Here is a 15,124-nt window from a genome sequence, read left to right as displayed (position 1 = left end):
ACGGCGCTGATCGGGCAGCGCGAGACGTATCTGCGGGCCCACCCGAAGGACGGCGCGTCATGGGCGGTGCTCGGGGCCGCCTATGTGCAGCGGGGACGGCGGACGGCGGAGGTCGCCTTCTACCCGCTGGCCGAGAAGGCGCTGCGCACCTCGCTGAGCACGCTGCCCAAGCGCAACACGGAGGCGCTGGCCGGCCTTGCGGCGCTGGCGAACGCGCGCCGTGACTTCCCGGCCGCGCGCAAGTGGGGTGAGACGGCGCTGAAGCAGGAGCCGAAGCGGTGGACGACGTATCCGCTGCTGATCGACGCGTACACCGGGCTCGGCGACTACAAGAAGGCCCGCAGCACCCTCGACCGGCTGATGGCGCTGCACAAGGGGCCGGCCACGCTGGCCGAGGCCGCCGCGGTCTACCGGGACCGGGGCTGGCGCGAGGACGCGGCGGCCACGCTCACCGACGCGGCGGCGGGTGCGCGGAGCCCGGCGGAGCAGGCGGCCTACCAGGAGCAGGCCGGGCAGCTGGCGTGGGAGCGCGGGGACACGGCGGAGGCACTGCGGCACTTCGAGGAGGCGGTACGGCTGGACCACGACCAGTGGGCCGCGCGGGCCGGGCAGGGACGGGTGCTGGCGGCGCTGGGGCGGACGACGGAGGCGGTGGCCGCCTACCGGACGGCGCTGGCCGGGCAGCCGCTGCCGCGGTACGCGCTGGAGCTGGGCGAGCTGTACGAGTCGCTGGGCCTCGCACAGAAGGCGCAGAAGCAGTACGACCTGGTGCGGGCGCGGGTCGACGCCGCGGCCGCGAGCGGGGCGGACGAGGAGCTGGTGCTCGGGCTGTTCGAGGCGGACCACGGCGATCCGGACACCGCGGTGCGGCGGTTGCGTGCCGAGTGGCGGCGGCAGCCGGGTATCGCGGTGGCCGACGCGCTGGGGTGGGCGCTGCACCGGACCGGGGAGGACGAGGAGGCGCTGAAGTTCGCCGGCACCGCGACGGACAAGGTGCACGGGGGCGGGGTGCGCAGCGCCCTGTACGCGTATCACCGGGGGGTGATCGAACAGCATCTGGACCGGAAGGCTTCCGCGCGCCGGCATCTCGAGGACGCGCTGCGGATCAATCCGGACTTCTCGCTGCTGGGCGCGCCGGCCGCGCGGGCGGCGCTGGCGAAGCTGGGCGAACCGGACGAGAGTCTGCCGCCGGACGTGAAGGGGCCGGGGGGCAAGAGGTAGGGGGCGATCGGGCGGTGCGAGGGGTGCGGGCGGCCGGCCGGGGGCGGCGCAGCCGACGGGCCGACCGGGTGCCGGCCGGCCCGTCCTCACGTGCGGTCGAAGCAGGCGGTCACAGGTTGCCGCGCTTCTCCTGCTCGCGCTCGATCGCCTCGAACAGGGCCTTGAAGTTGCCCTTGCCGAAGCCCATCGAGCCGTGCCGCTCGATCATCTCGAAGAAGACCGTCGGACGGTCCTGGACCGGCTTGGTGAAGATCTGGAGCAGGTAGCCGTCCTCGTCACGGTCGGCGAGGATCTTCAGCTCGCGCAGGGTCTCCACGGGGACGCGGGTGTCGCCGACCCACTCGCCGAGGGTGTCGTAGTAGGAGTCGGGGGTGTCCAGGAACTCCACGCCGGCCGCGCGCATCGTCCGCACGGTGCGCACGATGTCGTTCGTGTTGAGCGCGATGTGCTGGACGCCGGCGCCGCCGTAGAACTCCAGGTACTCGTCGATCTGGGACTTCTTCTTGGCGACGGCGGGCTCGTTGATCGGGAACTTGACCTTGAGGGTGCCGTCGGCGACGACCTTCGACATCAGCGCGCTGTACTCGGTCGCGATGTCGTCGCCCACGAACTCCTTCATGTTCGTGAAGCCCATGACCTTGTTGTAGAAGCCGACCCACTCGTTCATCCGGCCGAGCTCGACGTTGCCGACGCAGTGGTCGACGGCCTGGAAGGTGCGCTGGGCGGGCGGCTCGACGATCGGGCCCGCGGTCACGAAACCGGGCAGGTAGGGGCCGTCGTAGCCGGAGCGGTCCACGAGCGTGTGGCGGGTCTCGCCGTACGTCGCGATCGCGGCCAGGACCACCGTGCCGTGCTCGTCCTTGAGCTCGTAGGGCTCGGCGACCGAGCGGGCGCCCTGCTCGATCGCGTAGGCGTACGCGCGGCGGGCGTCCGGGACCTCGATGGCGAGGTCGACGACGCCGTCGCCGTGCTCGGCCACGTGCTGGGCCAGGAAGTGGCCCCAGGCGGTGGTGGGCTTGATCACGGAGGTGAGGACGAAGCGGGCCGAGCCGTTCTCCAGGACGTAGCTCGCGGTCTCGCGGTTGCCGTTCTCCGGTCCGGAGTAGGCCACCCGGCGCATGCCGAAGGCGCTGGAGTAGTAGTGCGCGGCCTGCTTGGCGTTGCCCACGGCGAAGACGACCGCGTCCATTCCCTTGACCGGGAAGGGATCGTCCTGCCGGGCGGTCGTGTCGGGAGTGTGGTCTGTGGTCTGGGTCATGGCGGCAGCCTGTCCCTGCCCTGCAAGGTGCGCAATAGTTCGCGTATTCGTTGGGCAATCTGTGCAGCAGAAGGCCCGGAACGGCGGACTTTCTGTACATGATGACCACCACGGAGGCGCGGGCATGGCGATCGATCGACTGGACGGCCGGATCATCGTGCTGCTGGCCCGTGAGCCGCGTATCGGTGTGCTGGAGATGTCGCGGCGGCTGGGGGTCGCGCGCGGGACCGTGCAGGCACGGCTGGACCGGCTCCAGTCCAACGGGGTCATCCGCGGGTTCGGGCCCCAGGTCGATCCGGCGGCCCTCGGCTACCCCGTCACCGCGTTCGCCACGCTCCAGATCCGGCAGGGGCAGGGAGCGGACGTACGGGCCCACCTGGCGACCGTGCCGGAGATGCTGGAACTGCACACGACCACCGGCGGCGGGGACATGCTGTGCCGGCTGGTGGCCCGCTCCAACGCCGACCTCCAGCGGGTCATCGACCTGGTCGTCGGCTTCGAGGGGATCGTCCGGGCCTCGACCGCGATCGTGATGGAGAACGCCGTTCCGCTGCGGATCATCCCGCTGGTGGAACAGGCGGCGGAGGACCGGGACCCGGCCTGAGCGACGGGACGGGACACGGCCGCCCCGACCGGTGCGCGAGTTGCAAAGAAAGCCTTGCAAGGAGTTCTTTGCAGAGCTATCTTTGTACGCATGACGGAGCACGAGGAACGGAAGCGGCGTCAACTCGACGCCCGTTCACTGCGGGGGCTCGCGCACCCGCTCCGGATGCAGCTGCTGGAGGCCTTGCGGCAGCGCGGCCCGGCAACCGCCTCCCAGCTGGCCGAGCGGTTCGGCGAGTCGAGCGGCTCGACCAGCTACCACCTGCGCCAGCTCGCCGCCCACGGCTTCGTCGAGGACGCGCCGCAGCAGGGCAAGGGACGGGAGCGCTGGTGGCAGGCGGTGGACCAGGGGCTGGTCCTCGACACCACCGACTTCGACGACGCCGACCCCGAGATACGGGGAGTCGCGGAGGTGTTCCTGCACGAGATGGCGAACACCCACGCCCGCGAGCTGTCCTCCTGGCTCGTCACCCGGGGCGACTGGTCCAAGGACTGGTCCGACGGCTCCGACATGAGCGACGCGACTCTACGGCTGACGCCCGCGCTGGCCGCCGAACTCATCGCCAAGATGCACGAACTGGTCGACGATTACCGGCAGTTGGGCCGCGAAGCGGACGGCCGTGACACCGAGACGGTACGGATCCACACGCACCTCTTCCCCATCAGCACGGACTGAGAGGACCACCGGGATGCACCTCGAAACCCAGCTCGCCGCGCACCACGCCACCGACCTCCGCGACCGGGCCGAGGCCCACCGCCTCGTCACCGAGGCCCGGCGCCCCGCCGAACTCCGTATCCGCCTGGGCTGGACCCTCGTCGAGGTCGGGCTGCGCCTGGCCAACCCGCCCCGGCCCGCGCTCGCCCACTGAGACCGGCGGAAGCGCGTACCTCCGGGAGGGGCCTAGCAGCTCGGAACCGAGCCCTTGCCCGTCTCCAGCGCCACCAAGGCGCCGACCGCGCCCTTCAGCGTGGTCACCGGAACCAGTCGCAGTCCCACGGGCAGCTGGGACTCGGCGTCGGAGCACTCGTCCTTCGGCACCAGGAACACCGTCGCCCCGTCCCGCCGCGCGGCCTGCGTCTTCAGCGCCACTCCGCCGACCGCGCCGACCTTGCCGTCCGCGGTGATCGTCCCGGTGCCGGCCACGGTCCGGCCTCCCGTGAGGTCGCCGCCGCTGCCGTTGCCGTCGAGCTTGTCGACGATCCCCAGGGAGAACAGCAGTCCCGCGCTGGGGCCGCCGACGTCGGCGAGCTTCAGCGTGACCTTCACGTCCTTGTCGGTCAGACGGAGATAGCCCAGCGCCGCCTCGGTCGCCGCGTCCTGGGACTCCTTCATCTGCTCGGTGTTGTGCTGCTCGATCTCCTTGGTGTTCCCACCGCCCGGGTAGACCGCGTCGCGCGGCATGATCGCCCGGTCCTTGGCGAACCAGCCGTCGATCACCTGGCTCAGCGAGACGTCCGTGTCCGGGCCCGTCGCCTCGATGGTCGTCATCCGCAGCTGTCCGCTCGTGCCGCGGACCGGCGCACCGGAGATGGTGATCACCGGGGTGCCCTGGTTCTTGCCGAGGACGTCGGCCGTCATACCCGGCTGCGCGATCGAGAACGGCAGCGGTGCGAAGGCCGCCGTGGCGAGCAGGGCCACGACGGGCACGGCGCAGACGGTGAGAGCCTGGAGGCGTGTGAGGCGAGAGAGCACGGGTTCAATCTAACGCGGCGGCGCCGGCGGACCGGGGGCCGGTCGCTCCCGGCCCTCCCCGACACCGCCACAGCCGCGACCGGCACCTCGGCACGGCGCCCCTCCACAGCACTCGGCAGAGCGCCTTGGCACAGCGCCTCGGCGCTGCGCTGTGGCCTCGGTCTCAGCGCAGCGCCTCCGCGACCTCGCGGGCCGCGTCGACCACGCGCGGTCCGACCCGCTCCGGCACCGCGTCCGCGAGCATCACCACGCCCACGCTGCCCTCGACACCGGTCACGCCCAGCAGCGGCGCGGCCGCACCGCTCGCCCCGGCCTCCAGCTCGCCGTGGGTCAGGATGCACCCCGGCTCCTCCGAGGTCTGCTGCCGGGCGGAGAGGATCGCCTTGCCCGCGGCCCCGCGCTCCAGCGGATGCCGGAACCCGGCGCGGTAGGCCACGTGATAGTCCGTCCACGTCGGCTCGACCACGGCCACGGCCAGCGCCTCCGACCCGTCCACCAGCGTGAGGTGCGCCGTGGCGCCGATGTCCTCGGCCAGCGCGCGCAGGGCCGGCAACGCGGCCTCCCGGACCAGCGGATGCACCTGGCGGCCAAGCCGCAACACACCCAGCCCGACCCGGGCTCGTCCGCCCAGGTCCCGTCGTACGAGCGCGTGCTGTTCGAGGGTGGCGAGCAGCCGGTACACAACGGTCCGGTTGACGCCCAGTTTGTTGGAGAGTTCGGTGACGGTCAGCCCGTGGTCGGTGTCGGCCAACAGCTTGAGGACTCGCAGTCCCCGGTCGAGCGTCTGGGAGGTCTCCGCGGTCACGACGCCCACTCCTTAAGTGGTGAGGCCGGCGACCCCTCGCGGCGGATGCGTCATGGAGTCCCGTCCCTGACGCGCTTCAGAGGCCGCCGATCGGCAGGACGGCCCGGCAGGTCCGGGCACGGTCGCTTCACGGCTGCGCTCCGCGGCGGCGCTGCCACGGGGCGTGTGCGTAGCGGGACATTAGCGAAGCCGGTTCGCTCAGCGGAAGGCTCCGTCCAGAATCCGGTCACGGGCCCGTGGGGACTACCTGCCTTTGTCCCGGTACGTACGGCGCACACCGCACCGCTCGCGCTCCACCACGCGGCCCGACCGCAGCGGCCCGCTCGCGCCTCAGCGCATCCGGGTGGCCCACTCCTGCACCTTGGCGATCCGCTGCCGCAGCTGCCCGGCCGTCGCCTCGGCGCTCGCCGGTCCGCCGCACACACGCCGCAGCTCGGTGTGGATCACCCCGTGCGGCTTGCCGCTCTGGTGGACGTACGCGCTGACCATCGTGTTGAGCTGCTTGCGCAGCTCCATCATCTCCTTGTGGGAGACCACCGGCCGCCGCTCGGCGGGCAGTTCGAGCAGGTCGGCCTCGCTGTCCGGTTTCTTGCGGCTGTGCGCGATCTGCCGGGCCTGCCGCTTCTGCAGCAGCAGCTGCACCTGGTCCGGCTCCAGCAGACCCGGGATGCCGAGGTAGTCCTGCTCCTCCTCGCTGCCCGGGTGGGCCTGCATGCCGAACTCGGCACCGTCGTACAGGACCCGGTCGAAGACGGCCTCGGACTCCAGCGCCTCGAAGGAGAACTGCTCCTGCTCGCCGGTGTCCTCGTCCTGCTCCTTGTTCGCCTCGTCCATCTCCTTCTCGGACTCGGCGTAAGGGTCCTCCTCGCCCTCCTTCTTCGGCTTGTCGAGGGCGTGGTCGCGCTCGACCTCCATCTCGTTGGCGAAGGTGAGCAGGTCGGGGACGGTCGGCAGGAAGACGGACGCGGTCTCGCCGCGCCGCCGGGAGCGCACGAAGCGCCCGACGGCCTGGGCGAAGAACAGCGGGGTGGAGATGGTGGTGGCGTACACGCCGACCGCGAGCCGGGGCACGTCGACGCCCTCGGACACCATGCGGACGGCGACCATCCACCGGTCGGTGCTCGCGCTGAAGTCGTCGATCCGCTTCGAGGCGCCGGTGTCGTCGGACAGGACGAGCGTCGCCTTCGTCCCGGTGATCTCGCGGATCAGCTTGGCGTAGGCGCGCGCGGAGTCCTGGTCGGAGGCGATCACCAGGGCGCCCGCGTCCGGGATGCCCTTCCTGACCTCGGTGAGCCGCTGGTCGGCGGCGCGCAGCACGCTGGGCATCCACTCGCCGCGCGGGTCGAGCGCGGTACGCCAGGCCTGCGAGACGGCGTCCTTGGTCATCGGCTCGCCGAGCCGGGCGGCGATCTCGTCGCCCGCCTTCGTCCGCCAGCGCATGTTGCCGCTGTAGGACAGGAAGATGACCGGCCGCACGACGTGGTCGGCGAGCGCGTTGCCGTAGCCGTACGTGTAGTCGGCCGAGGAGCGCCGGATGCCGTCGTTGCCCTCCTCGTACGTCACGAAGGGGATGGGGTTGGTGTCGGACCGGAACGGCGTACCGGTCAGCGCGAGCCGCCTGGTGGCCGGCTCGAACGCCTCCAGGCAGGCCTCGCCCCAGGACTTGGAGTCACCGGCGTGGTGGATCTCGTCGAGGATGACCAGGGTCTTGCGCTGCTCGACGCGGTTGCGGTGCAGCATGGGCCGCACCCCGACACCGGCGTACGTGACGGCGACGCCGTGGTACTCCCGGCTGAGCGGGCCCGCGCTGTACTCGGGGTCCAGCTTGATCCCTATCCGCGCGGCCGCATCCGCCCACTGCTTCTTCAGGTGCTCGGTCGGCGCGACCACGGTCACCTGCTGCACGACGTGGTGGTGCAGCAGCCAGGAGGCCAGTGTCAGCGCGAAGGTCGTCTTGCCGGCGCCGGGGGTGGCGACGGCGAGGAAGTCGCGCGGCTGCTCCTGGACGTACTTCTCCATCGCCCCCTGCTGCCAGGCACGCAGCCTGCTGGCGGTACCCCAGGGGGCGCGGCCCGGGTAGGCCGGTGAGAGGTGGTGCGAGTGCGACGAACTGGACGAGCTGGAGGTGGCGGCGGCAGTAGTCACGGTCTCCGGGTGGGGGTCGATGCGGCTCGGCTACGTATGACAACCGGGCCACCCTACCGGCGCCCCGACCTCGGCGAAGCGTGGACAAGCCCGCGTCACCGCCGGTTGGGACCCACCTCACAGTCCCCACGATCGACCCGGCGCCGTCACCCGGCCGGAGATCACGCCGATGACCAGGATGTACGTCATCTCCGTTGATACGGCGGCGAGATCGCCACCGGGGCCGGGGCGAGAAACGTCACGCTCTGCGCGCCGACGGCCGTCGGCGCGCACGGTCACATCAGCGCTCCCGCAGCCGGGTGGTCACCCAGGCTCCCGCCAGGGCAACGGCCGCCATCGGCAGGAACACGGCGGCGAAGGCGGCCGGGCGGGCCCCGGTGGCGTCGGCGACGGAGCCGCCGCCGAGCGCCGCGAAGGCGGCACCGCCCGCCGCGAGCAGCAGGGCGCTGGAGAGGCCGTCGGAGATCTGGAGGGCGGCGGAGTTGGCGCCCGCCTCCTCGGGGGCGGAGAGCTGGAGCAGCAGCACACCGGTGGAGGAGATCACCGGGCCCAGCCCGAAGCAGCCGACCGCCCAGACGACGGCGACGGTCCAGACGGGCACGGCGTGGATCAGCACACTGGGGACCACGGCGATGGCGGCCACGACCAGCACCATGCCGACCGTCGTCAGCCGCTCCCGGTACGGCTCCATCCGCGGCCGGGACTGCACCCACGAACCCATCGCCCAGGTCACGCCGCCCGCCGCCAGGGAGAACCCGGCCGCCGTCGGCGACAGCCCCCGCTGGGTGACGAGCATCAGCGGTACGAAGGACTCGGCGGCGACGAAGGCCCCGGACGCCAGCCCGCGCAGCAGCACGACCGAGGGCAGCCCCCTGGCCGCCCGCCAGGTGCCGTGCGGCAGCAGGTTGTGGGCGGCGGGCACGAGCAGCACGACGCCCACGACGGCCGGGAGCAGCGAGCTCGGGCGCAGGTCCTGGGCGGCGTACTGGATCAGCCCGGCGCCCACGGAGATCCCGAGGGCGAACCGGATCCGGCGCCGGTCGAAGGCCGCAGCCTCCCCGCCCACTGGCCCGGCCGCGCGCCGCCGGATCTGCGGCAACGCGAGCGCCAGCGGGAAGACGACCAGCACGGGTATCCCGAGGAACACCCAACGCCAGCCGAGCTGCTCGGTCACCGCCCCGGCGGCCAGCGGTCCGACCACCGACGGCACGACCCAGCTCGCGGCGAACGCCGCCATGATCGCCGGGCGCAGCCGGGCCGGGTAGGCGCGGCCGACGATGACGTACAGCGCGACGATCACCAGTCCGCCGCCCAGTCCCTGCACGGCCCGCCCCGCGATGAACGGCCACATCGCCTGTGCCGTGCCGGACATCACCAGCCCGGCCGCGAAGGCGGCGATTCCGCTGGTCAGCGCGCCCAGCGGTCCCTTGCGGTCGGACCACTGCCCGGCGAGCACCATGCCCAGCAGGCTGGTCGTGAAGTACCCGGAGAACGCGAACGCGTACAGCGACACCCCGTCCAGATCCCGTGCGGCCACCGGCATCGCGGTGGCCACGGCGGTCGCCTCGAAGGCGATGAGCAGGACGACGGACACCATCCCGATGCTGAGCGCCCGATAGGACCGGCTCAGCACGGTGCTCTCGTCGCCCTCGGCGGCCGGCAGGGTGGGAGCGACGTCTGCGACAGCGGTGTCGCGTGGTTCCAGGGCGGTCATGGTCGACAGAGTAAGGTCCTCGACCGAGTTTGACACCTGTCGGGTGGTTGGGACAGGTCTGAGACCTTGGTCCTACGACCGCCGCCCCCCTCGAAAGCCCCGTTCACCCCGGCGCGAAATCCCCGTTCGTGAACGGCGTATGGCAGTCCTGTTGCAGCCCCGGCGTCTCCCTTGAGCCCCTCCCCCGCCCCGCCCTACGGTCATCACATCGAGTTCGGAACGGAGGCCGAGAGCCTCCACCGACCCGGCCGTGTGCCCGAGTGGTTCAGGGGCTCGCCTGCAAAGCGAGTTACGTGGGTTCGAATCCCGCCATGGCCTCTGGTTGTCTGACCAGGCGGAACAGAAGGGTGGCACCCTCGGGGGTGTCGCCCTTCGTCATGCGTGCAGGACCCCGCCCGCCTCGTCGCCGAAGGCCTCCGGCCAGTAGCGGCGGCCGTCGTCCGTGGCGGTGGACGGGGTCGGGTCGCAGGCGAGGGGGTCGGTCTGGGCGAGGGTGCGGGACATGGTGTCGGCCAGCTGACCGTAGGCGTCGGTGAGGGCGTGGACCGCGTCCAGGGACTTCTCGCGGTTGATCAGCCAGAGGGTGAAGGCGAGCGTGGAGACGTCGGCGTTGAGGGGGCGCAGGGCGGCGTCGGGTTCGCTCCAGCACAGGACCGTGCCGGTGGCGCCGTCGACGACGAGGCTGGTGTCCTCCAGGAGGTGACCGAGGCGGATCAGCCGGTCGGCGTCGGCCGGGAGACTCGCGACGGCGGGCACTGAGTCCTCCTGCTCGGTGGCGTGGTACTCGGCGAGGGACGCCAGCGGCACGTCCGGGTCCAGCGCGAACCAGTAGCCGTCCTCCGGCAGGCCCGCCTCCCGCAGGAAGCGGCGGGTCGGCTCGTGGGTGAGCGCGGGCGGGAAGTCGACCTCCTCGAAGCGGGCGACCCGGCCCGCGCCGAACGCCTCGTCCAGCAGGCGGGGCGGCAGGTCCAGGGCGAGACCGGACGTCGTCCCCGGGCCCGCCACCAGGGACAGGGGGCGGATCACCGCGGTCATCCGCCAGAAGGGTCCCGGGTCGCCGTCCGAACCCTCCTCGAACAGGGCGAGCAGGTGCTGTGCGGCCTGCGCCGCCGCCCGGGGGCCGAGGCGTCCCGCGTACGAGGCGAACTGGCCGCGCAGGGCCGCCAGTTCGTCCGCCGCGGTGGCGAAGCGCACCAGCTTCTCCAGCGAGGGGGCCAGCGGGCGACTGTCCATCAGATCGGGTCGGTCGTGCAGGAAGTACGTCGTCGAGATCGCTCCGGTCGCGCCGTCGAGCAGCAGCGACTCGGTCTCGCGGCCGTCCATGCCCAGGATCCCGCCGATGACCAGCCGGTCGCGCAGCTCCGTGGTCAGCCGGTCGGGAGCGCCCGTGGAGTCGGCGACCGTGCGCAGGCCGTCCGTGCGCAGCGCGGCGAAGGACAGCAGGTCGCCGTCGGCGGGCAGGCCGGGGCCGCTCAGCCAGCGGCGCGTCGGCGCGTGGGTGACGTAGGGATCCAGTTCGTCCTCGGTGAAGGTGATCACCGTGGTGCCGACGGTGTCGGTCGTGCTCATCATGCCCCCGTGCGTGCAGTCGCTGTCGAAGTGCCGCTGTCCCGCAGTCCCCTGGTGGACCGGCCCCGCGGGCGCGCCGTCCCACTGCCCAGGACACTACGCGGCACCACTGACAACGGACCCGGTGAGAAAGACGCCAGGTCCCTCCCGCACGTTCCCGTCCCACCGAAATCAGCCGCAACGTCTCCCCCGCCGGGCGGCAGGGCGGCGGGAAGCGCAACGCGGCGGCGGGGCGTCGGGGCGGCGGGAAGCGCAACGCGGTAGCCCGGCTCGCGCGGCCGGGCCCAGCGTCTCAAGACCTCAGCGCCTCAAGACCTCAGCGCCTCAAGGCCTCAGCTCCGCAAGGCCTCATGACCTCAACGGCCCAAGGCCTCAGCGCCTCAGGTGAGGTACACGCCGCCCAGTACCACGACCACCGCGGCCAGGACGAACAGCAGGACCCACAGCAGCAGTTTGCCGACACCGGGCGCCGGTTCGTAGCCGCGGGGCTCGGGCTCCTGTCCGGGGGCGGTCACTGCGCGGTCACCACCGCGGCCTGCGGGCGGATCGGCAGCCGGTTGACCGGGCGGCCCGTGGCGGCCCGTACCGCGGAGGCGATCGCCGCGGGGGACGTCACGACGGGTACCGCGCTGACGGCCTTGGCCCCGAAGGGCGCGACCACGTCCCGCTCCTCGACGAGCTTGACGATCCGGATGTCGGGCACGTCCAGCGCGGTGGGCAGCGCGTACCCGGTGAGGTCCGGATGGCGGACCAGGCCGCGCGGGGTGCGCAGGTTCTCGGTGAGGGCGATGCCGACGCCCTGGGTGACGCCCGCCTCGATGCGCGCCGCGAGCTGGATCGGGTTGAGGACCCGGCCCACGTCCTGGGCGACGGCCAGCTCCACGACCCGTACCGAGCCGAGTTCGATGTCGACGTCGACGACCGCGCGGATCGCGCAGAAGGCGAGACCCACGAAGGCGTCGCCCTGTCCGGACTCGTTCAGCGGCTCGGTGGGGTGGGGGCGGCACTGGGCCGTGGCCCACAGCTCCTTGCCCTCCAGGGCCTCGGTGACGGTGGTGGACAGCACCCCGTCGTACGACGTGATCTTGCCGTCGGTGATCTGGAGGAGCTCGGTGGACATGCCGAACTTGTGCGCCAGGGGCTGGAGGAGCTGCGTACGGACCATCTTGGCGGCCCGTTCGACCGCGCCGCCGGACACCCAGGTGTGCCGGCCCCGGCAGCCGGGGCCAGCGGGCGGCTGGTCGGTGTCGACCGGTGCCACGTGCACCTCGTCGATACCGAGGGTCTCCTGGACGATCTGGCGGGCCAGGGTGGTGAAGCCCTGGCCGGACTCCACGGCCGCGCACAGCACGGTGGCCACGCCGTCGTGGACCTTCACGGTCGCGGTGGAGACCTCGTCGGCGCCCTCCGCGCCGAGCATGTGCACCATGCCGAGGCCGTAGCCCACGCCCCGGCGCACGGCGCCGGGCTCGCCCGCGCCCTCGGGGCCGCCGGGCAGCAGCCACTCCTCCTCGGGGGTGTCCTTGGGCAGCGGCGGGAGCGGGAACTCCTGTACGGCCTGGAGCAGTTCGGCGACCGGCGCCGGGCAGGTCACGCTCTGGCCGGTGGGCAGGATGTCCCCGGTGGCCAGGGCGTTGCGCAGCCGCACCTCGGCCGGGTCGAGGCCCAGCTTCTTGGCGAGCTTGTCCATCTGCGCCTCGTAGGCGGCGCACACCTGCATGGCGCCCTCGCCCCGGACATGGCCGGAGGGCGGGTTGTTGGTGCGCACGGCCCAGCCCTCGATGAAGGCGTTCGGCACCACGTAGGGGCCGCAGGCGAAGGAGACGGCGGCGGCCAGGGCCTCGGAGGAGGTGTCGGCGTACGCGCCCGCGTCGAGCAGGATCTGCGCCTCGACCTTCACCAGCCGGCCCTCGGCGTCGGCGTGGTGGCGGTAGCGCAGCAGGGTGGGGTGCCGGTGGACGTGTCCGAGGAAGGACTCCTCGCGCGTCGCCGTCAGTTTCACCGGACAGCCGGTCTTCAGCGCCAGCAGGCCCAGCGGGAGCTGGAAGCCCTGGTCCTCGCGGTCGGCGGTGGCACCGGGGACGCCGGTGACCACGATCTTGACCCGGTCGGATTCGAGGCCGTAGCAGGCGGCGAGGGTGTCACGGTCGGCGTGCGGGTCGGTGGAGGCGACGTACAGCTCGACGCCGCCGTCGGGGCGGGGCACGGCGAGGCCGGCCTCGGCGCCGATGGGGGCAGGGTCCTGGCGGCCGATGCGGTACTGGCCCTCGACGACGACCTCGCCGACCGCGTCCGCGTCGCCGTGGCGCAGCGGGATGTGGCGGATCAGGTTGCCGTCCGGGTGCAGGGGCTCCGCCTCGAACGCCAGCTCGGGGTCGATGACCGGCTCGTGCACCTCGTACTCGACGATGACGGCGGCGGCGGCCATCCGCGCGGTGTCCGGGTGGTCGGCGGCGACGGCGGCGATGGGCTCGCCGTGGTGGCGTACGACCTCGGAGGCGAACACCGGGCGGTCGGCCCGGCCGCGGCCGTACAGGGCGCTGCCGGGAACGTCCTCGTGGGTGACGACGGCCCGTACGCCGGGCATCTCGCGCGCGTGGCTGGTGTCGATGGAGACGATGCGCGCGTGCGGGTGCGGGGAGCGCAGCACGGCCGCCCACAGCAGTCCCTCGGCCCACAGGTCGGCCGCGTACGGGAACGTGCCCTCGGTCTTGGCGCGCGCGTCGGCGGGCCGCAGGGAGGCGCCGAGACCGTGCGGGATCGGCTCGGGGGCGGGGGCTGCCTCCGCGGGGGTGATCGCGGTGGCGGCTTCGTTGCTCACGCCTGGCCTCCGTCCTGGCCGTACGTACCGTCGTGCTGACCCGGGGTGCCGGGGATGCCGGGGGCGCCCGGCAGGTTGAACGCGGCCGGGTTGACGCTGCCCGCGCCCGGTCCCGCCTGGTGCGGGATGCGCGCCTCGGCGGCCTCCGGTTCGGCCTCGGCCTCGGCCGCCTCGGCGGCGGCGAGGGCCTCGCGCTCGGCGACCACCTCGTGCACGGCGGTGAGGACGCCCCGGTATCCGGAGCACCGGCACAGGTTGCCGCACAGGGCCTGGCGGGCCTCCAGGTCGGTCGGGGCCGGGTTGCCCTCCAGCAGGTCGTGCAGGGTCATCGCCATGCCGGGCACGCAGAAACCGCACTGCACGGCGCCGCACCGGGCGAGCGCCCGCTGCACGTCCGAGGGCCGTCCGTCGACGGCCAGGCCCTCGACGGTACGGACCTCGCTGCCGGCGGCGGTGACGGCGGGGACCAGGCAGGAGGCGACGAGCCGGCCGTCGACCTGGACGTTGCAGGCTCCGCACTCGCCCTGCGAGCAGCCGTCCTTGGCGCCCGCGAGGCCGAGCCGCTCGCGCAGCACGTACAGCAGCGACTCGCCGATCCAGGCGCCCGCGACGGGGCGCTCGGAGCCGTTGACGCGCAGCACGTAGGAGGCGAGGGGGTGGTCGTCGTGGAACGGCACGGCGAGGTCGTCGTCCGGCGCGGCGGCGCCGTCCTGCGGTGCGTCGGTCTCCGGGCGGTCCGCCGGCGCCGCGTCCGCGGGGGGCGCGTCGGCCTCGGTGGCGGGCTCGGCGGCCTCCTCGTGCGCCCCAGGGGCCTCGTGGGCGCCCTCGGGTGCGCCGGCGCCCTGCGGGGCCCTGGAGGGCTCGGGAGCGCCCTGGGCGGCCGCGTACGGCTCCGGGTGGGACTCGGTGTGAGGTTCGGCGTGCGGCTGCGCGAGCGCCTGCTGCCCCCACGGCTCCCCCGCCGCCCCGGTGGTGTCGGTGGCCCAGGGGGCGGGCGCGCCGCCGGGGAGGGTGGCGGGCGGGTTCTGGCCCCACTGCTCCACCAGCGCCGACGTGGTGAACTCGCCGGACTCGTCCGGGAGGTCGCCGGTGGCGACGGGAATCGACCAGCGGCCCGTCACGTCGTGCCCGGCGGCCGGAGCCGCGGACTCGGCCGGTCCGGCGGCCGCGGGGTCCTCGAAGTTCCACTGGCCGGTGGAGCGGCTCGTCCCCGACCACCCAGGCGCCGAGGACGACGTGGTTGCCGTCAAAGACGGGCAGCTCCGCCAGTGCCTGATAGCAGCAGGGTTCGTCGC

General features: G+C 73.0%; 13 protein-coding genes and 1 tRNA gene. 5 read left to right on the top strand and 9 right to left on the bottom strand.

Features of this window, described 5'->3' with window-relative positions:
• On the top strand, positions 1-1,221 hold a 1,221-nt coding region (locus tag ABT085_RS32220; RefSeq protein WP_351615897.1), incomplete at its 5' end, for a tetratricopeptide repeat protein.
• Between the two features lie 109 nt (positions 1,222-1,330).
• Here the strand turns inward: ABT085_RS32220 and hppD are convergent.
• Positions 1,331-2,479 carry a 4-hydroxyphenylpyruvate dioxygenase gene (gene hppD, locus ABT085_RS32215; protein WP_351615895.1) on the bottom strand — a complete coding sequence of 383 codons (1,149 nt, stop codon included), beginning with the start codon at positions 2,477-2,479 and terminating at the stop codon, positions 1,331-1,333.
• 124 nt (positions 2,480-2,603) lie between these two features.
• Between hppD and ABT085_RS32210 the strand changes: the two genes are divergently transcribed.
• The 3 genes from ABT085_RS32210 (at position 2,604) to ABT085_RS32200 (ending at position 3,951) form a co-directional block, all read left to right on the top strand.
• Complete coding sequence (locus ABT085_RS32210) at positions 2,604-3,083, top strand: Lrp/AsnC family transcriptional regulator (RefSeq protein ID WP_351615892.1); 480 nt, start codon at positions 2,604-2,606, stop codon at positions 3,081-3,083.
• Positions 3,084-3,173: 90 nt separating this feature from the next.
• A complete protein-coding gene (locus ABT085_RS32205; protein WP_351615890.1) occupies positions 3,174-3,758 on the top strand; it encodes an ArsR/SmtB family transcription factor in 585 nt (194 codons plus the stop codon).
• Between the two features lie 13 nt (positions 3,759-3,771).
• Positions 3,772-3,951 (top strand): hypothetical protein, encoded by a 180-nt coding sequence (locus ABT085_RS32200; protein ID WP_351615887.1) that lies wholly within the window; start codon positions 3,772-3,774, stop codon positions 3,949-3,951.
• A 32-nt stretch (positions 3,952-3,983) separates the two neighbouring features.
• Here ABT085_RS32200 and ABT085_RS32195 read toward each other — a convergent pair whose 3' ends face one another.
• The 4 genes from ABT085_RS32195 to ABT085_RS32180 form a co-directional block, all read right to left on the bottom strand.
• The gene (locus tag ABT085_RS32195; RefSeq protein ID WP_351615884.1) at positions 3,984-4,775 is read right to left on the bottom strand and encodes a S16 family serine protease; all 792 of its coding nucleotides are present in this window, start codon (positions 4,773-4,775) and stop codon (positions 3,984-3,986) included.
• 163 nt (positions 4,776-4,938) lie between these two features.
• Positions 4,939-5,580 (bottom strand): helix-turn-helix domain-containing protein, encoded by a 642-nt coding sequence (locus ABT085_RS32190; protein ID WP_162469917.1) that lies wholly within the window; start codon positions 5,578-5,580, stop codon positions 4,939-4,941.
• Positions 5,581-5,910: 330 nt separating this feature from the next.
• Positions 5,911-7,725 (bottom strand): DEAD/DEAH box helicase, encoded by a 1,815-nt coding sequence (locus tag ABT085_RS32185; RefSeq protein ID WP_351615882.1) that lies wholly within the window; start codon positions 7,723-7,725, stop codon positions 5,911-5,913.
• 280 nt (positions 7,726-8,005) lie between these two features.
• Positions 8,006-9,439 (bottom strand): MFS transporter, encoded by a 1,434-nt coding sequence (locus ABT085_RS32180; RefSeq protein WP_351615879.1) that lies wholly within the window; start codon positions 9,437-9,439, stop codon positions 8,006-8,008.
• Between the two features lie 246 nt (positions 9,440-9,685).
• Between ABT085_RS32180 and ABT085_RS32175 the strand changes: the two genes are divergently transcribed.
• A tRNA-Cys gene (locus tag ABT085_RS32175) sits at positions 9,686-9,757 on the top strand.
• A 57-nt stretch (positions 9,758-9,814) separates the two neighbouring features.
• On the opposite strand, the gene ABT085_RS32170 is transcribed toward ABT085_RS32175, so the two are convergent.
• From ABT085_RS32170 to ABT085_RS32155, 4 genes are all read right to left on the bottom strand, one after another.
• Positions 9,815-11,008 carry an SUKH-4 family immunity protein gene (locus tag ABT085_RS32170; RefSeq protein ID WP_351615900.1) on the bottom strand — a complete coding sequence of 398 codons (1,194 nt, stop codon included), beginning with the start codon at positions 11,006-11,008 and terminating at the stop codon, positions 9,815-9,817.
• Positions 11,009-11,388: 380 nt separating this feature from the next.
• Entirely contained in the window at positions 11,389-11,523 is a 135-nt protein-coding gene (locus ABT085_RS32165) for a hypothetical protein (protein WP_351615877.1), read from the bottom strand.
• Complete coding sequence (locus tag ABT085_RS32160) at positions 11,520-13,829, bottom strand: xanthine dehydrogenase family protein molybdopterin-binding subunit (protein ID WP_351615874.1); 2,310 nt, start codon at positions 13,827-13,829, stop codon at positions 11,520-11,522. Before ABT085_RS32160 ends, ABT085_RS32165 begins: the two co-directional genes overlap by 4 nt.
• The coding region (locus ABT085_RS32155; protein WP_502982853.1) for a (2Fe-2S)-binding protein at positions 13,826-15,124 on the bottom strand (1,299 nt) is incomplete at its 5' end. The genes ABT085_RS32155 and ABT085_RS32160, both read right to left, overlap by 4 nt.

This window comes from Streptomyces sp. NPDC002265 (genome assembly GCF_040296125.1).
Classification (GTDB): domain Bacteria; phylum Actinomycetota; class Actinomycetes; order Streptomycetales; family Streptomycetaceae; genus Streptomyces.
Note: the sequence above shows the minus strand (reverse complement) of the source record. Positions and strands in the feature narration are given on the sequence as shown.

Coding starts and splice junctions, on each gene's coding strand:
- hppD (WP_351615895.1), bottom strand. CDS start 2,479: ATGACCCAGACCACAGACCACACTCCCGACACGACCGCCCGGCAGGAC.
- ABT085_RS32210 (WP_351615892.1), top strand. CDS start 2,604: ATGGCGATCGATCGACTGGACGGCCGGATCATCGTGCTGCTGGCCCGT.
- ABT085_RS32205 (WP_351615890.1), top strand. CDS start 3,174: ATGACGGAGCACGAGGAACGGAAGCGGCGTCAACTCGACGCCCGTTCA.
- ABT085_RS32200 (WP_351615887.1), top strand. CDS start 3,772: ATGCACCTCGAAACCCAGCTCGCCGCGCACCACGCCACCGACCTCCGC.
- ABT085_RS32180 (WP_351615879.1), bottom strand. CDS start 9,439: ATGACCGCCCTGGAACCACGCGACACCGCTGTCGCAGACGTCGCTCCC.
- ABT085_RS32170 (WP_351615900.1), bottom strand. CDS start 11,008: ATGAGCACGACCGACACCGTCGGCACCACGGTGATCACCTTCACCGAG.